Genomic DNA, 25,108 nt, shown 5'->3' with positions numbered 1-25,108 from the left:
TCCGGCGCATTTGGAGGATACCATGAAACAGACCCTTTCATTTGTCGCAGGACTTTCAATGATGGTTACGCCCGCCGTTGCGGACGAAAAACCTGTGTTGCAAGTCTATGCGCCTGACTATTTTGCATCTGAATGGGGCCCTGGTCCCGGAATCGAGCAGGGGTTTGAAGCCCGTTGCGGTTGCGACCTGCAGTTCATCACCGGCGACGTGCTGCCGCGCATCCTGCTGGAAGGCGAGCGCACCGAAGCCGATGTCGTGATCGGTCTGAACACCGATGTCACAGCGCGTGCTCGCGCATCAGGTCTGTTCGCGCCGCATGGGCAGGACATCAGTGGCCTAACCATGCCCATTGAATGGACTGACGATGTGTTTTTGCCATTTAACTATGGCTACACCGCTTTCATCTATGACAACACCAAAATGGAAACGCCGCCCGCCAGTTTTGAGGCGTTGCTGGGCATGTCCGATGACGTCAAGATCGTCATTCAGGATCCGCGCAGTTCAATCTCGGGTCTGGCGCTTTTGCTGTGGGTCAAGGCGATCTATGGAGACAAAGCGCCTGACGCGTGGGAGAAACTGGCCCCGAAAATCTTGACCGTGACCCAAGGCTGGTCAGAATCGTATGGTATGTTCACGGATGGCGAGGCTGACATGGTGCTGTCTTACACAACCTCGCCCGCCTATCATATCATCGCAGAAGACGACATGTCCAAGTCGGCAGCGATTTTTGAGGAAGGCCACTATCTGTTCGTGGAACTGGCGGCGAAACTGAAAACATCTGACCAACCTGAGCTGGCCAGCACGTTCATGGACTATGTCCTGACCGAGGACTTCCAGACAGCGATCCCGACCTCAAACTGGTCTTACCCGTCGAAACTGGATGCGTCGCTGTTGCCTGAGAAATTTAGCCTGCTGGGCGTGCCGGGCAAAGCTATCTTCCATTCCGAAGCAGACGCCGAAGCCCTGCGCAAACCCGCGTTGGACGAATGGCTGGCGGCGTTCTCGAAGTAAAATGTATCGGTCGGGCCAGATAGTTCGCCCCCTTTGGGTGTCGCATTGGCCCGGCCTTTTGGCCGTTATGCTGTTGGTCGTTTTGGTGTTCGGAACACTGATCGCAGTGGCACTGCGTGCCGAAGGGGGCCGGGGCCTTGGGCCGTCAGAGTGGGCGGCCATTCGGTTCACCTTGTGGCAGGCGGCCTTGTCGGCGGGGATCAGCGTTGTGCTGGCCATTCCTGTTGCGCGTGCGCTGGCCCGGCGTAAATTTCCGGGTCGCCGTGCGCTTGTTACCCTTCTGGGCGCGCCGTTCATCTTGCCGATTATTGTTGCCGTTCTCGGTCTGATCGCCGTCTTTGGACGGAGCGGGATTATCAGTGCGGCGCTGGACGTGCTCGGGGTCGAGCCGATCTCGGTCTATGGCTATCATGGCGTCATTCTGGCGCATGTATTTTTCAACCTGCCCTTGGCGACCCGATTGATCCTGCAGGGCTGGCTTTCAATTCCTGCCGAACGGTTTCGCCTAGCTGCGACGCTAGGTATGGGGCCACGCGAGATTGCGCGTATACTGGAACGCCCCATGTTGCGCGAAGTAGCTCCGGGTGCATTTCTGGTCATCTTTCTGATCTGCTTGACCTCATTTGCCATTGCGCTCGCGCTGGGTGGTGGCCCGCGAGCGACAACTGTCGAACTGGCGATCTATGAGGCATTCAAGTTCGACTTTGACCTTGGCCGGGCGGCAATGCTTGCCTTGATCCAGTTCACTATGGGCGTGGGCGCGGCGTTGATTGCGTTTTGGATCGCATTTCCCAGCAATATGGGTGCCGGGCTGGATCGCGCGGTGCAGCGCTGGGATGACAGCAGGATTCAGCGTGTGTTGGATGTGGCTATCATTACGTTGGCCAGCCTGTTTTTACTATTGCCGCTGACGATGGTCATCATTGACGGTGTGCCGGGGCTGCTGTCTCTGCCGATGTCGGTGTTTCAGGCCGCGCTCAGATCGCTTCTGGTGGCGTTTGGGTCGGCATTCCTGACGCTGGCTTTGGCACTGCCAGTTGCAGCGCTCGTCGTGCAGCGCAGCGCGTGGGTTGCCGAGGGGTTGGGTTACCTAACCATTGCCGCGTCGCCTTTGGTTGTCGGCACGGGGCTGTTTTTGATCCTCTTTCCCTTCGTCAAACCCTCGGATCTTGCGCTTCCGGTCACGGCAGTTGTGAATGCAGCGATGAGCCTGCCTTTCGCCCTTCGCGCCCTTGTGCCGGCGCTCAGAACGGTCGAGCGGGACTATGGCGCACTGGCGGATGGGATGGGGCTGCATGGGCTGACACGGGTGCGTCTTCTGTGGTTGCCCCGATTGCGGCGACCTTTGGGGTTTGCGCTTGGGTTGGCTGCGGCGCTGTCGATGGGCGATCTTGGTGTCATTGCGATGTTTGCCGACCCGCAGGGGGTCACGTTGCCATTGCAACTTTACCGCCTGATGGGGGCGTACCGTATGGATGACGCGGCGGCGGCGGCGGTTCTTTTGCTGGGCCTGTCCCTTGCGTTGTTCTGGATTTTTGACCGCGGAGGTCGCGCAAATGCTGACGATTGAAAACGCACGGATCGGCATGGGGGATTTCACCCTTGCCGCTGACCTGAACGTAGAAGCGGGGCGCCGCGTTGCGATTCTGGGTCCGTCAGGCGCGGGCAAATCAACCTTGCTGGCCATGATCGCTGGATTTCAGCCGCTGTCAGATGGCGTAATCAAGTGGCAGGGGGCTGCCATGCCCGTTGATCCGGCTGCCAGACCCATCAGCATGGTGTTTCAGGACAACAACTTGTTTCCCCATTTGACCGTGGCACAGAATGTCGGGCTTGGCGTCCGGCCGAACCTCAGATTGACTGAAGATGAGGCCAGTCGGGTCGAGGCTGCGTTGGCAAGAGTTGGTCTTGCAGGTATGGGCGCACGAAAGCCCGCGCAGCTGTCAGGCGGCCAGATTGCCCGCGTGGCGCTGGCACGCGTGCTTTTACGGGATCGCCCCCTGTTGCTGCTGGATGAGCCGTTCGGGGCGCTTGGGCCGGCGCTCAGGGCCGAGATGTTGGCGCTTGTCGGAGAATTGACGGCTGAGACCAAGGCGACGCTGCTAATGGTCAGCCATAACCCCGAGGATGCTCGGCTTTTGTCGGACGAAGTGATCCTTGTCGAAGGCGGGCAGGCTCACGCCCCGGTGCCGACCCAGAAGATCTTTGATGACCCACCCGAGGCATTGCGTGATTATTTGGGGAACTGACCTGCTTGTTCCCCTACGAAAAAGGGCGCCCTGGGGCGCCCTTTGGTATTCTGCGAACTCTGATTACTTACAGGTCGAGGTTTTTACCTTTGTGAGGCGCCCAAAGCTTCTTGTTCGTGAGGTACAGAAGCGAAGTCAGCAGCACGAGCAGCATAACCGCAACAAAGCCAGCTTTCTTGCGGGCCATCATCTTGGGTTCAGCTGTCCACATCAGGAAGGCGGAGACGTCTTCTGCCATGTGATGCGCTGAGTTGTTGTGACCATCGTCATAGTCGACAAGACCGTCTTCCAGCTGCGGCGGCATCGACACCCAACCGCCGGGGAAGGCGGTGTTGCCATACAGAACGCTGCCAGCCACTTCGGTTTCTTCGCCGTTGAAGCCGGTCAGGAAGCTGGCGATGTATTCCGCACCACCGATACCGCGAACCAACTGGTTCAGGCCGGTACCAGCCGGGCCGTGGAAGCCAGCGCGAGCCTTGGCCATCAATGACAGGTCAGGGCCCATGCCTTCACCAGATACGGTCGGGAAGAAATCCGCAGGCGTACGCGGGCGGTCATCCTCCAGCTCTTCGTCGTATATGGAGAAGTTCTCGGCGGCATAGGCGCGCACTTCGTCTTCGGTGTAATGCGGGCCACCTTCGTCAGCCAGCGAACGCAAAGGCACATATTTCAGACCGTGGCAGGCCGCGCAGACCTCGGTATAGACCTTGAGACCGCGGCGCAGTTGCTCTTGGTCATAGGTGCCGAAGGGCCATTCAAACGAGAACGCAACGTCTTCGATGTGGCCTTCTCCGCCTGCAGCCAGCGCGCCACCAGTGGTGAGCGCCAGAGCGACGGCGGCGGATGTTGTGAGTTTCTTGATCATAGTTTTCAATCCTCTCACTCGGCTGCGCCGGGATAGTGGGCTTTAAAGTCTTCCTCGATCGTGGCTGGTGGCGTGGTCGGTTTTTCAAACAGACCCAGCAGCGGCAGGATGACAAGGAAGTAGGCGAACCAATAGGTGGCGCCGATCAGCGAAATCCAGTCATGCGGGAAGTTCGTGTCACGGGCACCGACCCACATCAGAACGATGAAGTCGATGATCAGCAGTCGGAACCACCACTTGAAGGCCGGACGATACTGACCCGAGCGGACCGACGAGGTGTCAAGCCACGGGGCCAGCGCCATCACGAAGATCGCACCAAACATGGCCAGTACGCCGAAGAACTTCGCATCAACGATACCGCCCGTCAGGAAGCTGACCAGTTGTACGGCCCACACATCGGCAGTGAAGGCCCGCAGGATCGCGTAGAAGGGCAGGTAATACCATTCCGGCACGATGTGCGCTGGCGTCGCCAATGGGTTGGCTTCGATATAGTTGTCGGGGTGACCCAGATAGTTGGGCATGAAGCCGACAATCGCGAAGAATATGATCAGCACGATGCCAAGGCCAACAAGGTCTTTGATGACGAAGTAGGGCCAGAAGGGCAGGGTGTCTTTCTCAGCTTCTTCTTTTGATCCGGTACGAACAGGCACACCGGTCGGGTTGTTGTTTCCCGTGGTGTGGAAGGCCCAGATGTGAACAGCCACCAGGGCGGCGATCACAAAGGGCAGCAGATAGTGCAGCGAGAAGAAGCGGTTCAACGTGGCGTTGTCCACGGCCGGTCCGCCCAGAAGCCATGTTTGCAGGCCTTCACCGATGAAGGGGATAGCACCAAACAGGCCGGTGATAACCGTTGCACCCCAGAAGGACATCTGACCCCAAGGCAGAACGTAGCCCAGGAAGCCGGTCGCCATCATCATCAGGTAGATCAGCATACCGATGATCCATGTGACTTCGCGCGGTGCTTTGTATGATCCATAGAACAGGCCACGGAAAATATGGATGTAGACCGCGACAAAGAACAGTGACGCGCCATTTGCGTGAATATACCGAAGCATATGGCCGCCGTTCACGTCACGCATGATGTGTTCGATCGACGCGAAGGCCAAATCGACATGCGGCGTGTAATGCATCACCAGAATGATGCCGGTCACGATTTGCAGAACCAGACAAAAGGTCAGGACGATGCCCCAGATCCACCACCAGTTCAGGTTTTTCGGGGTCGGGATCATCAGGGTGTCATACAGCAGACCAACGACGGGAAGCCGTTTGTTCAGCCATTTTTCGAACCCGGTTTTGGGTTCGTAATGATCATGAGGAATTCCGGACATATAAGCCTCCCTTAGCCCAGTTTGATCGTCGTTTCGTCGACAAACTCGGCGACGGGAACGGGCAGGTTTTCGGGTGCGGGACCCTTGCGGATACGACCAGACGCGTCGTAGTGCGAGCCGTGGCATGGGCAATACCAACCACCATAGTCACCGGCGCCGTCACCCAAAGGCACACAGCCCAAGTGGGTGCAAACGCCCATCATGACCAACCATTCGCCATTTTCGTCCATCGCGCGGTTTGCGTCAGCCGCTGAAAGGGTCGAGTCACGGTTGTCGTTGCGTGCAAAGGCATCTGGCAGTGCAGCTTCGTCATCGGCGCGGGCGGCGGAAATCTCATCATCGCTGCGGCGGCGAATGAAAACTGGCTTGCCCCGCCATTTCACGGTGATCTGGCTGCCGACTTCGACACCCGAGATATCAACACGGATCGAGCTGAGCGCTTTCACGTCAGCTGATGGGTTCATTTGGTCAACGAGCGGCCAGACGGCGGCGCCGGCCGTAATGGCAGCGGCACCACCCGTGGCATAATAAAGGAAATCCCGGCGGGTTCCTTGGTGGTCGTCGGCTTGTGACAAGAGCGCATCTCCCTAGCTAGGTCGCAGAATTGCAACCGACACGACAGTAGACCGCCCAAGAAAGCAGTCCGTTTCGCGGCTGTTTATCCAAGGAATTGCGCTCAGTCCAGAAGTCATTAGGGCGCAGGGGCGGCTTTTCAAGGTTATGTTGCCGCATGTTAGCGCGCGCAGCACGATAAATCTGTTGGATCAGAGCGTCAGATTGAAGGTCAGCCGACTCAGACGGGCATCGTGGCTTTAAAGCTGTCGCGCGCAGAGAACACCGCGAACCAGTCGTCCAATGCGTCACGCCCTTTGCGCCATTCGCGTTCGGCGTGCCGAAAATCGAGATACCCGAGTGCACAGGCAACAGAAATCTGCCCGATATCAAGCGGACCTGACAGATGGCTCATCCAACGTGTGTTCAGGGCATCCAATGCGCCTTCGATCTTGCCCCATTGGGCATCCATCCAGCCACCGAACTGCATGTCTTCTGGTCGGCACCGGTTTTCGTAGACCATCAGCACGCCCGCATCCATGATGGCATCTCCGGTTGCCTCAAGGATAAGAACCTCCCATATCCGGCTTTCAGGATAAAGCGCTCCGCCTGATCTTGCGTCCAGATACCGCGTCACCACGCGGCTGTCATACAAGGTTGGTCCGTCGCTGCGAACCAGCGCAGGAATTTTGGACATGGGATTCGCCGCTGTCAGCTGCGGGTTGGGGGCAGTGGGCGACGAAACGACGTCAACCAGCTCCACATCGTCTTGCTGACCCGTTTCGATGATAACCATGCGGGCTTTGCGCGCAAATGGTGACGCAGGCGAAGTGATCAACTGCATGGCTCAGACCTTTCGAAAGCGTATGCGGGTCAGACTGACGGCGTCAATTTCGATCCCCGGCCCGTTGTCACCAAAGCGAATCACGCGGCGCAGACGTGCTGTCGCGTTTACCTGATCGTTGTCGCGCCGGGCGGTCAGGCCTTCCGGGACATCATCCAATGCATCTTCATAGCGCTGATCTCGTCGTCCACGTTCAATGGAGCGGGCAAGCGCATAAGTGGCAACGGCAACAGTGCCATATCGGATGGCAATAGCTGCGATAGGGGCAAGCGGTAGGGGCATGTGATCCTCCTTCACATTAAATGTAGGGAGGCGAACGGGATATGTCCACTTATGCCGGTGGTTTGGTCATCAAACGCGCGATTTCGGCAAGCTCATGCCCAATTCCGTTCTGCACCTGCTCAGCGGCCCTAAGTCGCGCGACTTGGTCCCTATTTTGGCCCAGCTTCCAGGTTCCATCGACAGAGTCGATCGTCAAACGCAGCGGTAAGATCATCCGCATCAATTTGGCGGCTTGCGCGTCAGTCAACTTGTCCATGGTCCAAGGGGCTTTGTTCGGTAGGCGATTCTCGAATGCGGCTGACTGACGTATCAGAAGGTCGCGAAGGCTGGCAGGGTCTGCCAACTCAAGCCGTCCGCGTAGATGGACGGATACATAATTCCATGTGGGTACCATGTCAGGTGTCTCATACCAGTCTGGAGAGATGTAGCAATCTGCCCCCGTGACCGCGATCACTGCGGGCCGAGACGTCGTCAGTGCACGTGCGATGGGGTTGGATCGGACAAGGTGCAACTCAGCGGAGGTGCCGTCATTCGAGATTATAAACGGCACATGACTGATCAGTGGCCCATCATCAGCATTGATCGCAAGTGTGCCGAAAGCACGTTCGCGGGCGAATGAAAGATTTTGTTCGTTGGTCGCATCGCGAAAGGCAGGGTTTGGGTGCATGGCATTGCCTTTCGTGCAGCAAGATCCGTCTCACTCTGCACTGACCAAAAGCTGATTGTCCATCACACCGTTCGGTGTGGCATTGACGATAGACCCTTCAGCCTGCGGCGTGTCGAACGTGACTTCTGCAAAGTGCTCGGTCCGGCCCATTGTCGGGTTTTCCATCAGAATACGGTGCGCTCGTCCAACTTGCGATGACAGGTGGCGACTTGCTTGCGCAGTACCAGCTGCCCGCAATCGAGCAGCGCGGTCCTTGATGATGTTGCCATTGACCTGCGTGGGAATCTTCGCTGCCGGAGTGCCATCGCGCTTTGAGTAGGGGAAGACGTGAAGCCAGGTCAGGTTACACTCCTCCACCAGCTTGAGACTGTTTTCGAAATGGGCATCGGTTTCAGTGGGGAACCCCGCAATGATGTCGGCACCGAAGGTCATGTCAGGGCGCAGGCGGCGTGCCTCGTCACAAAACGCAATCGCGTCATCGCGCAGGTGTCGTCTTTTCATGCGCTTCAGAATCAGGTCGTCACCATGTTGCAGGCTCAGATGAAGGTGAGGCATCAGCCGCGGCTCGGATGCGATGGCCAACATCAGGTTCTCATCCGCTTCAATCGAGTCGATCGAGCTGATGCGCAGGCGTGGTAGATCGGGCACAAGGCGCAGGATGCGCATCACCAGATCGCCCAACCTTGGCTCTCTGGGCAGATCAGCACCCCAACTGGTGAGGTCCACACCGGTCAGTACGACCTCGTTAAACCCTTTATCCACAAGCCGCTTGATCTGGTCGACCACGACGCCTGCTGGCACGCTGCGTGAGTTGCCACGGCCATAGGGAATGATGCAGAAGGTGCAGCGGTGATCGCAGCCGTTCTGGACCTGCACATAGGCGCGCGAACGGGTGCCGAACCCGTCGATCAGGTGGTTTGCCGTTTCGGTCACGGACATGATGTCATTGACTTGCACACGCTCTGTCTCGCCGATCAGATCGGGCGCGAGACCTGCCCAAGTTGCGGGCTCCATTTTTTCGTGGTTGCCAATCACGGCATCCACTTCGTCCATCGCGGCGAATGTCTCAGGCTCGGTTTGCGCGGCGCACCCGGTCACGATGACCTTGGCGTCGGGGTTTTCACGGCGCAGCTTACGAATTTCCTGACGGGCTTTGCGCACGGCTTCGGCGGTCACGGCGCAGGTGTTCACCACCACCGCGCCTTCAACGCCAGCTTCGTCGGCCAAGCGTTTCATCGCCTCTGTCTCATAGGCGTTCAGGCGACAGCCAAGTGTCGCGAAAATGGGGGGCTTGGTGGCCATGTTACAGCGCTTTCAGGAAGGCCGGCGTGAGCTGGCCCCGATAGACAAACGCGGTAGGTCCGGTCATCCAGACCCCGTCGTCGCGCCAATCCAGGGTCAGCCAGCCGCCGTCCAGTTCCATCCGAACGCGTTTGTCGGTCAGTCCGCGCTGATGGGCAGCGACAGCGGTGGCGCAGGCGCCTGAGCCACAGGCCAAAGTGATGCCCGTGCCACGTTCCCACACCCGCATACGGATGTCATCACGGCTGCGCACCTCGGCGAATTCGACGTTGGTGGCGTCGGGAAACAGCGGATCGTGTTCGATGCGTGGACCAATTAACGCGACGTCCACAGCCTCGGCATCGTCGACGAAAAATACGCAGTGCGGGTTCCCCATGCCGACAGCAACAGGATCACCATCCAAGGGCAAGTGGGCCGGGTCGACCTCTTTGGACAAAGGAACTTCGTCCCAAGACAATTGAGGCGTGCCCATGTTCACCGAGACTTGATCGCCATCAGCGCGAGCTTCTAACACACCACGGGCTGTGCGGATGGTCAGCGCGGATTTGCCGGTCGCATCCATCATATACCGCGCGACGCAACGTGTTGCGTTGCCACAGGCCCCGGCGCGGCTGCCGTCGGCATTCCAGAAATCAAGATCGATGTCGGCAGCGTCCGAGCTGCGAATTTCGGCCAGTTGGTCGAACCCCACACCCCGATTCCTGTCACCAAGTCCGGCCGCCAATTCGCGGTTCATCAATGCATCTTTCCCCCGTGAATCAATGATCACGAAGTCATTGCCCGCCCCATGCCATTTCATGAAGTTGAGCGCTTGGTTTATTGTGCCGTCAGAAGCCATGTTGCGCGATATAAGCTCTTGCGAAAACTTTTGCCAGAGATTGAACCGATTCCGTGGAAAATGGGGTTGACCTGCTAAACCCACGGCTATAGTCACCGCGCTCAGAGTGTGGGCCGTTAGCTCAGTTGGTAGAGCAACTGACTTTTAATCAGTAGGTCGATGGTTCGAACCCATCACGGCTCACCACTTTTCCAAATATAAGATGACACGTAGTTTGTCTTTTTTGACAGGGGTTTGTCGTTTTTCAGGCAAATCTTCCAGTTGTGGGTTGCGGCGGCAAGGTTTACGCTTTGCCGAATGAGAAGCATGCCCAATGGTTTCTTGTCAGACCCATTGTCGGCGCCTTCTTCATGTCAGAAAGATTCTTAGCGAGTAGTCTTCATGGCGCATTGGTATACGGCGGATACCCACTTTGGGCATGAGAATATTATCACGTTCTGCAATAGGCCTTTCGCAAATACCGACGACATGGATGCCACCATGCTCAAAAACCTTGCGGACCGTGTGGGGTCAGATGACGATCTGTGGATCATCGGCGACTTCGCCTTTGGTCGAAAGGCAAAGGATGTCCCGTTCCTGACCGAGGTCTTCAACCGACTACCCGGTGCGCGCAAGCACCTGATCACGGGCAACCACGATTTCCAGCCCACGCTAGGACTGGGCTGGGATACTGTATCACCATTCATTGAATTGCGTGACGGGCCACAGAACCAACTGAATACCCTGTGCCACTACCCGATGATTACATGGAACCATGCAAGACGCGGGGCATTGCAGTTCTTCGGTCATGTCCATGACAACTGGAAAGGGTCATCAAACTCGGTAAATGTCGGGGTCGATGTTTGGGATTTCATGCCTGTCAGATACGACGACATCGCGACCAGAGCAGCGAGCTTGCCAATGAATGCGCATTGGAATGACGTTGAGCCTACCTAAGCGGCAGGAAGCTACGCTCTGTCCAAAATTCTGCTCCGCGGGACAAAGCGGTGGTTGCATTCTGCAATCGTGCCGAGGGAATCTAATATGCTACTCCCTAAAGAACGACGCGAACCGATCTTCTGAGATCGCGGCTTAGCATTTTCACAAGCGCGCTTAGATCGCCTTTAACACGAAACATTCCGCAGAAGACCGCATCGGTTTGTCCTGCAGCGGCACTACAAGCCAAATGAGGAAATGAATCCGGCCTCAAAACGCACTGATCCTATCCTTTGAAGTAGGCCAATTTGGAGATGCTTGGATGACCAACGACAATCGCCCGATCGAGCAACATGTTCGACATTTCACAGCTAGTTTCTGGCAAAAGTGAGCAAGCATGGCAAGCGGCTAAGTTCAGCGAATTCAGGCCTTGACCAGCACTCTCGATGCAAAGCGGGTCGGATGAGCAATAACGCCCATTCTCTAGTGCGGCATGAACTGTTGAAGGCAAGTATTCTGGCCGCCCCTGTCGAACAAGTCCTCCAAGTGTGCCTTCCGAGTCTCCACTTGCAGTATAGAGCAGCACTCCCGCCATTCCATCGGGGCCATCCGAAGCATAGATACGCTCGCATATGCTGGAACTGTCATAACCGGAGTCGAAGGCAAGTTGCCTAATGAGGAGGTGAGCAAAACTGTGCAGCAAAACCTTGGTCACTCCCCCTTCCAAATCAACCCTCGCCATTTCTGCGTCAATAGTGTTGTGGGCAATGCGGAGCTGCTCAAATCGTTCCTGCACCGTTTCGCTTGCTGCCCATTCCGCAAGCCGGCTTTTCCGAAACCGGAGAAAAATGCCTTCACCGCGAACGGAAACACCCGGCAGCCAATCTGGTTTGCCAAGGGACAATGGGGCGAGGTCATTCTCATTTGCGCCTGGCGGAAGCAATCGGGTGAAACCTTGCAGGACTCGTGTTTCTCTGAGGCGTGTTACAAGTGCGACCTCATCAAAGTGATCTTCAAACCAAGTGCCATAATCCTTTAGCTGAATCGGACGGAGGTCGAAGTCTTCCCTGTCCTTGGGCAAAGGTCTTGGGCCAGTGAATGCGTCATACTCGGCTCGGCGAAAGGCGTTTTCCGTTACTAAGGTTGTACCCGATATCCCGTCCTTCAGTGCCAGCGCCCCTTTCAGGAGTTCATCAGCTTCAACGCCGTATTCCTTAGCCAAGTACTCCAAGGTTGGTTGTGGCGGATCCGGTAGAAGCGCTTCGAGGATATTGTATACTCCCTTTTCGGACAATACCTTCATCACACGCTGAGAATGGGGAGGGATTAGGATAGATTTCGCCAACTTGGCGAAATACGCGTTTGAGGCACCGCGTTGAATAGTTTGCATTGCGCTATGCTGGCAGGGTTCTGCACTTTCGGGTCCAAGCCATGGTCGTTCACCTGGGCAGCCTTCACTCAATGTGTCAGCCAATACCCCACGATTGAAGGCTCCAACCATAGACCTCCGCTCCCCACAAGTCCGACAAACAATACGGATACCAGCGGTGCCAGGTTGGGTCGTGGAGGTAAAGTAGAGCTCAGCTACTCCGTCGGAACAGTTGTGGCCTCGGTGAACCCATCGTTCCCAGGGAAAATCAAAAATGTGACCACTTTCACAGGCGACAACGAAGCGGACCGGTATCAACCGTGGACGTACGTTTTTGTGCAACTCCCCACAGGTCTTGCCCCGTCCTCCTGCAAGTCGTTCTGCGTTGTTGCACCGCATGTTTTCGTCTCTTGATTGCGTATTCCAATCGAGCTTCTTCATGCGCCTACAACGCGGGCAATAGTGCCAGCGAGGGAATCGAACGAATGGCATCGGTGCGCGGTCTTCCTGTGGCACCATACCACGAACGTTAGTTTCACGAGCAAGCGATGGCGTGTAGAAGTGAGAAATCTTGCGCCCCATTTCAGCGCTCAAGCGTTGCGCCAACCGACTGTCGACCACTCTCGTTGATTTCTCCAGATCGAGAGCAGCACCGGGCTGCGCCACGGGCCAAGCATCGAGGCCCGCCATCATTAGTGTGTCATCAATAAAATCAACGATTGCACCGACACCGAACGGGACAATCCCTTGGGATGTTCTGAATTCATTCTTGGCCATTTTACATATCCGGCTCTGGGTAAATCGAAAGAACGCTGGCCGAACTGCTACCGTCCACATTTCGCATTGAGGTCATCACCGGCCAAGCGGCTTGCAAGAGTTGGTCATCCGCAGGAGCGCCAAAGGGTAGCATGAGGGATGCTTCATCAACACCTCCGGCCATTTTTCCCCAAGCAGGTGGCGCATACTGCCGCCAATCTCGGACCCAATCATCCAGCTCATGCCTGGCATCTTCGCATTCGTCTCCGTTGATGTCTTCAATCCGGTCAAGGATCCAACTTAATTCATTGTCCAACTTCAAAGCCTTGGTGGAGTTTTGAATGTCTTTTGGACTTTCGAAACCGCACAAGTGCCTTGCAACAGCGACTAAGAGACCCCGCATTCCGCGGCTACGAGCCTGCGGTGAGAAAGGCGTGACGCTGGTAGGTTCGACGTGTCGATATAGGCTTTGGTGATACCCAACGAAGCGTTCGTAGTGGGAGCGATCTCGGTTCTTTGTCTGTGTATACGCGACGACGACCTGTCTGACGTCAGCGCCTACCGGACAGATTTGAGGGTTTGAACAACGGAGGAATTCTGGTTCATCGAAGCTATTAAGGAGCGAAGATGAACAAGAAGTCCGGAACATCGAAGGATGCCGCTGACAAGCTGGTCAGGGGTATCAAACGTAAAACACGCAAACACTACTCAGCCGAAGAGAAGATCAGGATCGTCCTTGCTGGTCTACGTGGTGAGGAGAGCATCGCCGCGCTGTGCCGTCGCGAAGGGATTGCAGAGAGCCTGTATTACTCCTGGTCGAAGGAGTTCCTTGAAGCGGGCAAGAACCGGCTGGCGGGTGACACGGCGCGACAAGCGACATCTCCTGAAGTCAAAGACCTGCGGTCGGAATCTGCCGCTCTGAAAGAGGTGGTTGCTGAGCTGACGCTTGAGAACCGCCTGCTCAAAAAAAGCATGATCGGGGATGGGGAGTTCGACGAATGAGATACCCCGCCTCTGAGAAGCTTGAGATCATCCGTACGGTCGAGGCCTCGCATTTGCCGACCCGGCAGACCCTGAAGATGATCGGTATCCCCAGCAGCACCTACTACGATTGGTATGCGCGGTGGGTCGAAGGTGGCGTTGACGCACTGGCAGACCGCTCACACCGGCCAAGGTCGGTATGGAACCGCATCCCGGACACCATCCGCAAGGCCTTTGTCGACTTTGCACTTGACCACGAGGACCTAACGCCGCGTGAGTTGGCGGTCAAATACACCGATGAGAAACGGTATTTTGTCTCGGAATCTTCGGCCTATCGTATCCTCAAGGCCGAAGACCTTATCACGGCACCAGCCCATGTGGTGATCTGCGCCGCCGATGAGTTCCGTGACAAGACAACCAGACCGAACGAGCTGTGGCAGACCGACTTCACCTATCTCAAGGTCATCGGCTGGGGTTGGTTTTATCTCAGCACGATCCTGGACGATTACAGCAGATACATCATCGCCTGGAAGCTCTGCACCACCATGAAAGCGGCTGATGTCACCGACACGCTGGAACTGGCGTTGGATGCATCTGGCTGCAACAGCGCGAACGTCGTGCACAAGCCACGGCTGCTCAGTGATAATGGCTCATCCTATGTCGCCGCCGATCTGGCTAATTATCTCGAGGGTAAAGGCATGGCTCACGTTCGTGGTGCGCCGCACCATCCCCAAACCCAGGGCAAGATCGAGCGCTGGCACCAGACGATGAAGAATCGTGTTCTCTTGGAAAACTACTTCCTGCCCGGCGACTTGGAACGCCAGATCAGCGCCTTCGTCGATCACTACAACAACCACCGCTACCACGAGAGCCTGAAAAATCTGACGCCCGCCGATGTCTACCAAGGACGAGGCGCGAAGATCCTGAAGAGGAGAGAGGAGATCAAGAAACAGACAATCCAAAAACGCCGGTTGCAGCACCAAGCCGCGGCCGCCTAAACTCAAACAGAAACCGAACCAGAGCCTCCGTTACGAAAACGCCTCAGCATTCCGAAAAACTCTGACGACGGACACCTGCACAAGTTGCCACCTGACCAACATATTCCACGCGATGGACATTGAGGTCGATGCAAGTGCTCCCCACTTCGATCCGCAATTTTCCTGTGGTTTGATCAGCAGTTCCTTTTACAAGTTGCTCAAAGATGTGATCCGCGGCTTCATGACGAGCTCTATACAGCGCTGAAACGGCCTGCGCCGAAGCCTCGCCAGACTTTTGAATTTCCGGATCGTCGGACAGGGTGCAAATCTTCGGAATGACTGCCCGATAGTTCATTGGCGCGACGGTTTGCCCGCTGATCCAGTTCCGATACGCCATATCCGATCGATGCAAGCCAACAGAAGCCAACCGTTTGCGAAAATTGCTCCAAGGAACAGATCCTGCGGCATAGGCCTGTTTAAGAGGTTGCCGCCAAAGGTCAGCCATTTTTAGTGTAGTGTTTGGATCCCTCAGATAGTTGGGAGCAAGTTCTTGGAAAAGCTCTCTGTGAGAGCCATCCTTCAGTACAAAAACATCACCTTCTCGCAATTGGCTAACGGGTATACAGGCATCTTCTGGTCGTGAAGCGTCTCTGTTCAAGAGAACCAGATCAGCATGAGGTGGCAAGAACATGTAAGCTGAGTAGTCATCGAGAATGACAGGAATTCCGCTGACCTTTGCTTCGCTCCCGTAATTAGCGGTCCGATGAATACCTTTGAACAATCCATCAAGGTCGGGGCGTTTCTCTGTCGGTGGGATGAACTCTGATAGTTCCTCACTTGGTGCAGATTTATTTCTCTTCGGGCTGGGCCACACCAACTGCTCTCCTGCCCCGCTGGCCTCACGCCCTTCATTTGAGTGTTCGATAGGAGTGCTGAAAGAACGGACGCGCCTACGCACCCCCTCCGTCACTCTTTCGAGCCATTCTTCTTGAAAGTCGAACATCAGGTAGTCCAGCTTTATTGCTGGATTGATTGTATCAAGCCGGCGCATTGTTTCCGCACCATGCCAGCCAGGAACAACCAAATGCTCTACGGGAGCATCGCGAAAAAGTTCCGGTGCAGTAAGGCCCGCACCATAGAAACCATTCTCCTTCAGCAAGGAAGTGGTTTCTTGGGCTTCTTGATGGGACCGGCAGAGGATCGTGACAGGCCTGCCCTCCTTAGCGATCGTCTCACCAAAGACATCAGGGGAGAATTTACAATTCTCGGAAAGCTCACCGAGTGCGTGTGCAATACCAACCAAGGACTGGTCATAAAGTGCCTCCGCCTTTGCTGCCCTCGACAGAATTAAAGCTCGTTCCCGAAGTTTGGCCGACACGGAGCTACCCGGACGCGGCATCTTTCCCATATCGGAAAGGAAGCTCCTAAGTTGCTGCACAATCGGAGAGAAGTCATCTTCCGGATCATCATGTCGATCTTGCAGGAATTTGTTGATTGTAGACAATGCTGGGTTGGGGAAAACCTGAACACGTCGATCAACGATCCAATGATTGTATTGCCGCTTTAGCCCACGGGCCAAAGGGTCAGTTTGCCTGAAACCTCGTGGTCTCAAGGACCACGGTAAAACTACGTCATCCTCCATGACCAGTGCATCCCGGGGTGGACCAGGTACTTCCGAAATATCCGCCAAACAAAGCATCCGGAGGTTTGGAATTTCTCGACCGACGAATTCGGCATTTATCTCGCGGTAGGCCTGCGAACCGAAAGCTATCAAATCGAACCCGACCACTCCCGCAGGGGGATTTTCGATCAGATTTCTCGCGACCATCGCGGACCCGCATGCATAGATCATCGCTCGATCAATAACGCTTTGTGACATGGGTTCTTCGCGTTCGGTTCCGCTTACCCAGGTGGCTCCGACCACTTTCGAAATTGCCTCGCCGCGACAATGCAGGGAAGGTAGGTAGTATTCCAACAAGTTGCGGGGAGCCACCACAAGTACGGCACGCCGCGCATCGCTTCTGGGTCGTCCTTTCAAAAGAAAATGTAGTGGGTCGACAGAGTGGTGTTGCTGCCAAGTCGAAACGGCAGACCCGTTCGACAAGGTTTTGTAATCTTGTCGAGGCGATGTCTCCATGCAGGTCGCCAAGTTGACAGGCAAGTATAGCCGGCCAGATGAATTCACCTCCACAACGATTTTCTCGTCACCTGCTATGACTTTATGCCCTAAGTATCGCACACGCTCTGGGCGCTGACCGAAATTCAGCAGATTGAGGATTGTGCCCTCTTCCCATCTTACATTTGCGCCAGTCTGGGCGTTTTCATGCATTGCAGAAAGTGTGAGTGCCCCGACTACAGGTGCAAGAAAGACATCTGCATCTCGCAAAGCAATATGGTCATTTTCCGTGCTTTCAAGGACAGCTTGGGCATTTCCGACGACGTACTGGCCGAAGCGATCTAACATCATACCGCCCGCCGTCAGATAGGAGCTTTCCAAGTGGGGAATTCGTTGTTGCAAACTGCTCAAATGTGGAAGGCCGTATGCTTGCTCTTCGACAGTGGCATAAGCCCATTCAATGACATAGAGGTCATCAAGAAGCCCTAATATCCCCAGGTCGTCCGGTATGACGTCATCAGTTTCCGCAAGATATACGATCGCAGCCCGAGCTAAGCCGGATTCAACGCCATCCCCCCCCGCCGCTTCGATCAATGCTTCCAACTTCTGATCAAAATCGGTGATGTCCGCGATGATCTTTAGACCTCGAATCGTCTTGACTTGAGTGGAAATCTTGCTGGCAATTTTTCCGACACATCGCCTGTCAATCTCGGCAGTTCTGAGTACGGTCTGCTGGATGGAGTGCATTTCTTCTTTTGTGATCGCGTTGTATATCCAACCGCCTTCGAAATTCATCCCCAGTTGATCAAGAGCCCGGTCCTGGACCCAGTTCAATTCGCTCAGCTTCTCTTCTTTATGCCAGGATTTCCTTGATTGGTTGAGGAAATACAGAGCAGCAAATGCGTCACAAGCGGTGCCATCGCCCTCTATCGCTTTACGTCTGAAAACCGCAGCGAGGCGTATCCATCCAAGAACTTGATAGCCATTGCTGGCTCGCAATTCCGCAAATGCCACCAAACACGCAGAAATACCGGGCAGGACGCTCTCCCACCCATCTATCTTCTTTCCGATTGACTTGGAAATGTTGTCAATCTCAGTGTTTATTGCCTCAATACGATTTCTTGACGGATAGTCGCATTCAAATTGGCCATAGGGGCCAGGATTCACTTTCTTCACCTCTCTGAAAAGACTGCCCACTTGCCTGATCCTATCGGTGCCAGCATGCAAAGCCCATCAACCTTTCAGCAACCCTAAGCGCTAACGGGGAAATGTCGATCAATTTTTGATTGCGAGCACTCTTCCTGCGACCCATCGTCGCGAACGCCCTCGGTTGATGTTTTTTGATGCTTCTCTGAGAGTTACCTTCCATCAAACCGACAAATTAAATCAGACAATTCATCCAACCAGTCGCGGGTTGCTCCCAAGCCAGTCCTGTCACCGAGGGGGCCAATAGTCTCTCCCTGTGCATATGCTCGGAAGTGTTGGCTACAACACCATCCCGCCCGTCATTTTCTTGAACATCATGTTAAGCGCCTTAAGGTAGTGCGAAACTGTTTTCGATGAGCTATTGACAATCAAGTCATCAAAGGGAGGACCTCGGTTGGACGGAGGAAACAACCTAAATCGGGTACCTGCGGACAACCCTATCAATCAACTGCAGGCAGTGGACTTGTTCTGCGGCGCTGGAGGGTTTTCCCTTGCGGCCTTCAAGGCCGGTTTTCATGTGGAATTTGCGGTTGAGAACGACAAGTATGCTGTCGATACCTACCGGGAAAACTTCATCAGGAAGCGACAGCTAAGAACGACTCTTTACGATGGCAGCATCAATGATCTGAAGCCTGAAGGGCTTGCAAAGAAGCACTTCTCCGAGTTCGGATGCGATATCGTTCTTGGTGGTCCGCCTTGCCAAGGTTTTTCCACTCATCGCATCAACGATGCCGGGGTTGACGATCCAAGAAACAGACTTATCCTCAGCTACTTCAATTTCGTCGAAGCCCTGCAGCCCCGTGCGTTTCTTATGGAGAACGTTCCCGGGATATTGTGGCCGCGCCACGTAAAGTTCCTGGATGAGTTCAGCTCGCGAGCCACCGAGGCTGGCTACAGAGTTTTTTCTCCTTCTATTTTGGATGCAAGAGACTTTGGCGTTCCACAAAGACGAAAACGGGTGTTCATATTGGGAACACGAAATGACCTTCCAACATCCGCTCTCTCATGGCCACCCTCACCGAGTCACTCCAATTGTGACGACGATCTACCCCTTTGGGTAAACTGCAAGGAGGTTTTCCGAGAAACACGCGACCAAGATCCCAATGACATACACATGAAACATGGACCTGAATTGGTCGAAGCCTTTCGAAACACACCTCTCAACGGCGGGTCGCGCAAGGACTCGGGTAGGATTTTGCCGTGCCACGAGAAACACGACGGTCATAAGGACGTGTATGGAAGAATTGATCCGGGCCAGCCAGGACCGACGATGACAACTGCCTGCATCAATCCATCGAAAGGGCGGTTTGTTCATCCGACAGAGCATCACGGGATCACGGTTCGACAGGCCGCTCGAATGCAGACATTTCCAGACGATTTTGCCTTTTCGGGTGGTCTCACTGCCGCAGGCCGTCAGATAGGCAACGCTGTCCCCGTCGACCTCGGAGTGGCGCTATTGAAACCCATCGCAGAATGGCTATCCGGTTTGGACGAGGCCGTCGATTTTTCCTTTGAACCGCAGCCTATTAATAAATCTGAGGAATAAGTGAGAAACGCCCCTCTCCAGACGCGAATAAATGGCCAAAGCGAAACCCGAATTTCAGGAACCTGTTGACCCTCAGCGATCCAAGATGATGGCATCAATTGGACAACGCGGGACGAAACCCGAAATGATAGTTCGCCGCGTATGCCACTCGCTTGGGTATCGTTACCGGCTTCATGTCAAAACCCTTCCTGGATCTCCCGATCTTGTGTTCCCGCGGCTCAAGAAGATCGTATTTGTACATGGGTGCTTCTGGCACAGGCATGCAAACTGTTCTCGAACAACTACCCCCAAAACACGAACCGCATTTTGGGAGAAGAAATTTGCCGACAATGTTAGTCGTGATGAACGGCAAGTTTCGGAGCTATGTGCTCTTGGGTGGCAAGTTCTGATAGTCTGGGAGTGCGAGACAAAAGAGCAAATATCGCTAAAGGAAAAGTTGTTTAGATTTCTTGACGGGAAATGACATGTCTACCCGGGTGTCCAGAGGGCAGTTTAATCGAGAAAACAACGCATTTGCTCCATTTCTCCCTTCCTTTGTCCGCTCTCTACCGAGCTCGGAGGTTCCAATGCGTGACATCGGAAATTCCTTCGCATAGCCTGGCGCCATGAGTGGAGAGGAATGGTCAGATTGGGAGAATGACGCCATTGTGGCGGACTACTTTTCCATGCTCACGGATGAGTTGTCGGGCACGAGGTACAACAAATCGGCTCACAACCGCTCCCTGCAAGAGCTCATTGGCCGCTCCAAAGGTTCGATCGAATTCAAACACCAAAATATCTCGGCGATTCTTAAGGGGCTGGGTGAAACCTGGATCAACGGATACAAGCCCGCCTTCAATTTTCAGAAATCCCTGGAGGATGCTGTTGTTCGGTGTCTGGAGCAGCACGGTGGCTGGCTTACACTAAGAACAACACCCCAAATAGAAGCATCAGAGCCTCCAGGGGCTATTTGGATTAGCACTCCACCCACCATGCAGAACACGCCACCGCCGGACGAACTGGCCCAAATGCTGGCTGTGGCGAGGAAGTTTGATGTGGCGGGTCGAGATGAAAGGAATAGAACTCTTGGTAAGGCTGGGGAGGAGCGTGTCCTTCATCATGAACGTGCCATTCTCGCCAGTGCGGGTCGACATGACCTTGCCAAGAAAGTGCGGTGGGTTAGCCAGGTAGACGGCGATGGTGCCGGGTATGATATTTCGAGTTTCACACCCGAAGGGCAAAGCCGCCTGATCGAGGTAAAAACAACCAACGGTTGGGAGCGTACACCGTTTCACATCTCCAGAAATGAATTAGCAATAGCGGAGGATAACCGTGACCGTTGGACACTTCTCAGGCTCTGGAACTTCTCACGGAACGTGAAAGCGTTCGAATTGCGACCTCCCTTAGAGGCCCACGTCACACTGACCGCAACGAGCTACCAGGCCAGCCTTCACTGAAACTCGCATTGGGTTGGAGTTTGACTGGTTGGCGCAGCTCCCACAACGCTGCATGAAAGCATCGAGACTACGAGCCGATTACTTGGCTGCCTATCTCTTTTCTACTGACGTAGCTTTTGCCTGTCTGCCTCGTCAACGCAGTTCGTCCATAGCGCACTAGAGCACCTTAATGTCCCACGATGCCCACATGACTGCTTTTGGGTGGCTGCACTGCAGCATTTTGTCACTCGGAGGATGGCGGTTTTAGTCGTTTTGAGACCGTCCGTTCGCCCGAACCAGCAAATGCGAAGTTTCTTTCGCCGGTTGTTGCAGCTTCTTTTGTTCGAACGATCAAAAACATTTCTGACCAATAGCACCACATTTAGCGCACGCTTTGTTTTTCAACGGTTTCTGGCGCGATTTGCTAACACTTTTTCTCACACTTTGATGTTAGCATAACTCACTGTTTTAGCTGAAATATTTTTCTTCTCAAAATGTTTCTTCAAGCCTAATACTCAGGCTAGGGGTGATTCGTTTACCCCACAAAACCAAGTCAGTGGTTGTGGACATGATACTAGATCTAGATTTGCATGATGACGTTCGCTACCGGCTAAAAAAGCGCGGCGTGACTCTGTCGCAGATTTCCAGAGAACTTGGAAAGTCGCCCAGCACAGTCACGGCTGTGAGTCAGGGACGTGTAAAATCGCACGCCATACAAGATGCTATCTGTCGACACTTGGGCCTAAATCATCCTTCAGAAATCTGGCCAGATCGGTATCCAGATCTGCTGAACACTAAGGAGGAATCATAGATGTAGCGGTCAAAAAAAGGGCTGAGAGTTGCACCCCTCAGCCCTTCCTTATCTTGGGCATCATGGACACCCTTAACCTAAGTCCTTGATCCCCTTTCTCGAGAAAAAAGTCAACCATCTGGCGTGAGTGATCTTTCGCCGGGCCAAGAAATCTGACCAATCGAAAGGGGTCACCATGACCTTCATAAAATGCGGACGGCGCGCGAGCCGTCATATTTGGCGTATTCATGGCAAGATTCTCCACACCTATGGGGGCGTCGCGGCATGACAGAATTTGAAACCAAAGGCTTCGTCGAACCAAGTCCATCCAGAAGCACGCGAAAGATCAACTGGCGCTCCCGCGCCAGTTGCCGAGGAACGCTGGTCCTCAGACTGAACGGCCGCCAGAAGATTGTCGTCTACGAAAGCTTGCTGGAATTGATGTGCATTCTGCTGATCAGCTCACGCGGTGATGTAGTTGATGTATGGGATCAGCCGGCGCCAGTTCCGTTCTTCCTCCCAGATGGCAGCCTACACGAGCACACTTTCGACTACCAGGTGACGTTGGCTGACGAGCGTTGCTATGCCATCGCGGTCAAGCCGATTGATCATGTCGAGAAATACGACTTTGATGTCAGGCTTGCTTACGTGCGCGCTGCATTGCCAGGCCATTTCGCTGACGATGTCATTCTGATGAGTGAAGCGGATTTCACGAGGGCACAAGCTCTTAATGCTCAGCGATATCATGAGTTTTCAAAGAAGACGGATGACGAAGCAGACGAAGACATTATTCGTGCTGCCAAGCATCAGGCCGCTCCGACGACACTGGCAAATTTAATCGCAGCAAGTGGCCTTGGCCGCCGAGGGTTCCGAGCAGCCTTCCGTGCGGTCGTCGAGGGTCGATTGAAGGCGTTAACAATTGGCAAGATTGGCCTGCAGACGGTAGTATCTGTTGAGGTGCCGGCATGATCTTCAACTACGATCCAGCGGACACATTCATCATATTCGGTGTGGCTCATTGGTGCTCCTTTCAGAATGACAAACTCTGTATTTTCGAACCCAAGGAGAAGGGTTCTGGACCTCCAAAGACGCTTACGCGCAAAGAAATCAATTTCTTGAGGGGCAGCAACAACTGGCGCTACCTACCCGGTCCAAGAGCTCGAGAACGTTTGAATAGGGCGGTCAAGTCAGGAAGCAAAGCACTACGAGATGCGCATCCAAACGATCGCGATGCGGCAATCTTTACCTATATGGAATGCATGAACCTTGAGTTCTTTCGAAACGCTGGTGCCATCGTCCTGACGCCCACCAGCCTCAAGGAAAACTGGAACGACATTCTTGGCGTCTTTCTTGCGCAAGAGGCGGTTAGAAACATCGATGGTGGCCCCCGTCGCGGTGGTAGCAAATTGCCGCAACAGAGGAAACCGCATGCACCAGAGACCCTACTTAAGCTCTATAAGAAGCTGCGAAAAAACAAATATGATCCCGGTGTTTTGGTTCCAAAGTACCGAACAGGCAAAGAAAAGAGCTTGGGCTTTTGCGCCGATACTGAACAGTTCATTCGGAAATTTGTCAGAGCGTCGATCAATCTAGAAGACCCCAAAGATAACGTTATCGCAAAAGATACACGCGACGCGTTGATTGAGGAAAATAAGCTGCGCGCCAGGAATGGCGAGAAGCTTTTGGGCGTTCCATGTGAGCGCACGATTATCCGGCGTATAGGTCTACTTGATCCATTCGAAGTGTCTGTTCTGCGTGATGGCATCGATCATGCACGCAACAAACATTCAGTCTCATCGGGCGGCCTTGACCTGCTCTACGCCTTAGAACGGGTCGAAATCGATGAATGGGAAGGCGATGTTCGCGTAAAATTCCAACAACTGGGGATTTGGAACGAACTTCCTGAAGACATTCGTAAAGACATGCCTGTCGATGGGCGTCGCTGGATCTATGTCGCCATCGACTGTGCATCGCGTTGCATTTTGGGTTTGTCAGTTTGTTCGCAACCAAACAGTGATGCCGCAAGGCGCATTCTGGCGCAAATTCTAACTGACAAAACTGAGCTTGCGCGCGCTGCCGGGGCGGAAGGCTCTTGGGATTTCTTCGGCAGCCCACATCTGATCTGTACCGATACTGGCTCTGCTTTCAGCTCAAATATGTTCATCCTATCGGTGAATACACTTGGCGCGATAATGCTGTTCCCACCGGTGAAGATCCCTGAGCTGCGGAGCAGGATCGAACGCGCGTTCGGAACGATGGCGCGGAAGATTATGCCACTCCTCCCAGGGCGAACATTCAATAGTCCAATAGTGAGGGGCGACTATCCGTCAGAGGAGCGCACGGTTCTTACCGATGAAGATCTGACACGAATCCTGACTGTTTGGGTTGTCGATCATTATCACCATCAACCACATCGTGGTCTCCCCGGCGGCCAGTCTCCCGCCAGCCGATGGAAAGAGTTAGTCGAGGCCTACGACGTCAGCGAGCCGCCTGATCTACATACGCGCAGGGTTGCGCTCGGTTACGAATACGTTCGCACGCCGTCAAAGCAAGGCGTTGTGCTTTTCTCCAATCATTATGATTGCAAAGAACTGATGAAGTTTCGCCGAAGCAATAAAGGAAAGCCGGTTCGCATTCGAATTGACCCGGACAACATTGGTGCCGTTTCCGTCGAAATTGATCGCGTTTGGTATGATGCACCAGCATTGAACGGTGAGGAGCTAGAGGGACTTTCGATGGCTCATTGGAGCCGCGTCATGCGTGAGCTGCGGCAAAAGTATGCGGCTGAGGCGGAGCTCACGCTGCCGCAAAGAAACCGAGCGATCCAGAAAATTCGCAAACTCGTCGATGAGGCCCGCGAACTTGGTGGCTTGATTGATCCCGAATACACGGCTGCGCGGCTTGAATACCTCGAAGACAACCTGTGCGCCGGCATGCTTTTCCATCATCCGGAGACACCGCCTATCGGCGATGGTGACGTGCCCTTTGGTAAAAAAATAGAGCCGCTGCACCCTACAGGACCGGAAAACACCACCCAACAATCCAAGCAAAACAAACCCACTGACGGCGATGAGCCGGAGTGGACATTGGAGGACTAA

The 25,108-nt window shown here is 54.5% G+C and carries 22 protein-coding genes and 1 tRNA gene; 12 read left to right on the top strand and 11 right to left on the bottom strand.

Annotated features, from left to right (window positions below):
- The first annotated feature begins 22 nt into the window (after window positions 1-22).
- Genes K3556_RS14860 through K3556_RS14850 form a run of 3 tightly spaced genes read left to right on the top strand, consistent with a single transcriptional unit; the run spans window position 23 to window position 3,261 of the window.
- Window positions 23-1,012: a thiamine ABC transporter substrate binding subunit gene (locus tag K3556_RS14860; RefSeq protein ID WP_260517534.1), complete on the top strand. Its 990-nt coding sequence runs from the start codon at window positions 23-25 to the stop codon at window positions 1,010-1,012.
- Window position 1,013: 1 nt separating this feature from the next.
- A complete protein-coding gene (locus K3556_RS14855; protein ID WP_260517533.1) occupies window positions 1,014-2,582 on the top strand; it encodes a thiamine/thiamine pyrophosphate ABC transporter permease ThiP in 1,569 nt (522 codons plus the stop codon).
- Window positions 2,569-3,261, top strand: a complete 693-nt coding sequence (locus K3556_RS14850) for an ATP-binding cassette domain-containing protein (protein ID WP_260517532.1) — start codon at window positions 2,569-2,571, stop codon at window positions 3,259-3,261. The genes K3556_RS14855 and K3556_RS14850 overlap by 14 nt, the downstream gene beginning before the upstream one ends.
- Window positions 3,262-3,328: 67 nt before the next feature.
- Here the strand turns inward: K3556_RS14850 and K3556_RS14845 are convergent, their stop codons facing one another.
- From K3556_RS14845 to dapF, 8 genes are all read right to left on the bottom strand, one after another.
- Window positions 3,329-4,126, bottom strand: coding sequence for a cytochrome c1 (locus tag K3556_RS14845; protein ID WP_260517531.1), 798 nt, complete (start codon window positions 4,124-4,126; stop codon window positions 3,329-3,331).
- A gap of 14 nt (window positions 4,127-4,140) precedes the next feature.
- Window positions 4,141-5,454, bottom strand: a complete 1,314-nt coding sequence (petB, locus tag K3556_RS14840; RefSeq protein ID WP_260517530.1) for a cytochrome b — start codon at window positions 5,452-5,454, stop codon at window positions 4,141-4,143.
- A gap of 11 nt (window positions 5,455-5,465) precedes the next feature.
- Complete coding sequence (gene petA / locus K3556_RS14835; protein ID WP_260517529.1) at window positions 5,466-6,029, bottom strand: ubiquinol-cytochrome c reductase iron-sulfur subunit; 564 nt, start codon at window positions 6,027-6,029, stop codon at window positions 5,466-5,468.
- Window positions 6,030-6,247: 218 nt separating this feature from the next.
- On the bottom strand, window positions 6,248-6,850 hold the full coding sequence (locus tag K3556_RS14830) for a glutathione S-transferase (RefSeq protein WP_260517528.1): 603 nt from the start codon (window positions 6,848-6,850) through the stop codon (window positions 6,248-6,250).
- Between the two features lie 3 nt (window positions 6,851-6,853).
- Window positions 6,854-7,132: a hypothetical protein gene (locus K3556_RS14825; RefSeq protein WP_260517527.1), complete on the bottom strand. Its 279-nt coding sequence runs from the start codon at window positions 7,130-7,132 to the stop codon at window positions 6,854-6,856.
- 49 nt (window positions 7,133-7,181) lie between these two features.
- On the bottom strand, window positions 7,182-7,799 hold the full coding sequence (locus tag K3556_RS14820; protein ID WP_260517526.1) for an FMN-binding negative transcriptional regulator: 618 nt from the start codon (window positions 7,797-7,799) through the stop codon (window positions 7,182-7,184).
- 30 nt (window positions 7,800-7,829) lie between these two features.
- Window positions 7,830-9,101, bottom strand: coding sequence for a tRNA (N(6)-L-threonylcarbamoyladenosine(37)-C(2))-methylthiotransferase MtaB (mtaB, locus tag K3556_RS14815; protein ID WP_260517525.1), 1,272 nt, complete (start codon window positions 9,099-9,101; stop codon window positions 7,830-7,832).
- Between the two features lies 1 nt (window position 9,102).
- Entirely contained in the window at window positions 9,103-9,939 is an 837-nt protein-coding gene (gene dapF / locus K3556_RS14810; RefSeq protein WP_260517524.1) for a diaminopimelate epimerase, read from the bottom strand.
- A 110-nt stretch (window positions 9,940-10,049) separates the two neighbouring features.
- Here dapF and K3556_RS14805 point away from each other — a divergent pair.
- Both K3556_RS14805 and K3556_RS14800 read left to right on the top strand, forming a co-directional pair.
- Window positions 10,050-10,125, top strand: a tRNA-Lys gene (locus tag K3556_RS14805).
- Window positions 10,126-10,419: 294 nt separating this feature from the next.
- A complete protein-coding gene (locus K3556_RS14800; RefSeq protein WP_260517523.1) occupies window positions 10,420-10,875 on the top strand; it encodes a metallophosphoesterase in 456 nt (151 codons plus the stop codon).
- Window positions 10,876-11,140: 265 nt separating this feature from the next.
- Here K3556_RS14800 and drmB read toward each other — a convergent pair whose 3' ends face one another.
- Window positions 11,141-13,000 (bottom strand): DUF1998 domain-containing protein, encoded by a 1,860-nt coding sequence (gene drmB, locus K3556_RS14795; RefSeq protein WP_260517522.1) that lies wholly within the window; start codon window positions 12,998-13,000, stop codon window positions 11,141-11,143.
- 1 nt (window position 13,001) lies between these two features.
- Window positions 13,002-13,349 carry a hypothetical protein gene (locus K3556_RS14790; RefSeq protein ID WP_260517521.1) on the bottom strand — a complete coding sequence of 116 codons (348 nt, stop codon included), beginning with the start codon at window positions 13,347-13,349 and terminating at the stop codon, window positions 13,002-13,004.
- A 257-nt stretch (window positions 13,350-13,606) separates the two neighbouring features.
- Between K3556_RS14790 and K3556_RS14785 the strand changes: the two genes are divergently transcribed.
- Window positions 13,607-14,958, top strand: a protein-coding gene (locus K3556_RS14785) for an IS3 family transposase (protein ID WP_260517520.1) whose coding sequence is annotated in 2 segments (ribosomal slippage) — window positions 13,607-13,943 and window positions 13,943-14,958 — 1,353 coding nt in all. Because the reading frame shifts where the segments join, the coding sequence is not laid out codon by codon here.
- Window positions 14,959-15,001: 43 nt separating this feature from the next.
- Here the strand turns inward: K3556_RS14785 and K3556_RS14780 are convergent.
- Window positions 15,002-18,250 carry a DUF1232 domain-containing protein gene (locus K3556_RS14780; protein ID WP_260517519.1) on the bottom strand — a complete coding sequence of 1,083 codons (3,249 nt, stop codon included), beginning with the start codon at window positions 18,248-18,250 and terminating at the stop codon, window positions 15,002-15,004.
- A 403-nt stretch (window positions 18,251-18,653) separates the two neighbouring features.
- Here K3556_RS14780 and K3556_RS14775 point away from each other — a divergent pair, with 403 nt between their 5' ends.
- From K3556_RS14775 to K3556_RS14755, 6 genes are all read left to right on the top strand, one after another.
- A complete protein-coding gene (locus tag K3556_RS14775; protein ID WP_260517518.1) occupies window positions 18,654-19,805 on the top strand; it encodes a DNA cytosine methyltransferase in 1,152 nt (383 codons plus the stop codon).
- A gap of 31 nt (window positions 19,806-19,836) precedes the next feature.
- Window positions 19,837-20,268, top strand: a complete 432-nt coding sequence (locus K3556_RS14770; protein WP_312847267.1) for a very short patch repair endonuclease — start codon at window positions 19,837-19,839, stop codon at window positions 20,266-20,268.
- Between the two features lie 142 nt (window positions 20,269-20,410).
- Window positions 20,411-21,241, top strand: coding sequence for a DUF3883 domain-containing protein (locus tag K3556_RS14765; RefSeq protein WP_260517517.1), 831 nt, complete (start codon window positions 20,411-20,413; stop codon window positions 21,239-21,241).
- 547 nt (window positions 21,242-21,788) lie between these two features.
- The gene (locus K3556_RS16460) at window positions 21,789-22,031 is read left to right on the top strand and encodes a transcriptional regulator (RefSeq protein WP_409557757.1); all 243 of its coding nucleotides are present in this window, start codon (window positions 21,789-21,791) and stop codon (window positions 22,029-22,031) included.
- Between the two features lie 264 nt (window positions 22,032-22,295).
- Entirely contained in the window at window positions 22,296-22,979 is a 684-nt protein-coding gene (locus K3556_RS14760) for a hypothetical protein (RefSeq protein ID WP_260517516.1), read from the top strand.
- Window positions 22,976-25,108, top strand: a complete 2,133-nt coding sequence (locus tag K3556_RS14755; protein WP_260517515.1) for a Mu transposase C-terminal domain-containing protein — start codon at window positions 22,976-22,978, stop codon at window positions 25,106-25,108. Before K3556_RS14760 ends, K3556_RS14755 begins: the two co-directional genes overlap by 4 nt.

Source organism: Aliiroseovarius sp. M344 (assembly GCF_025140835.1).
Classification (GTDB): domain Bacteria; phylum Pseudomonadota; class Alphaproteobacteria; order Rhodobacterales; family Rhodobacteraceae; genus Aliiroseovarius.
This window is presented reverse-complemented; position numbering and strand designations above follow the sequence as displayed.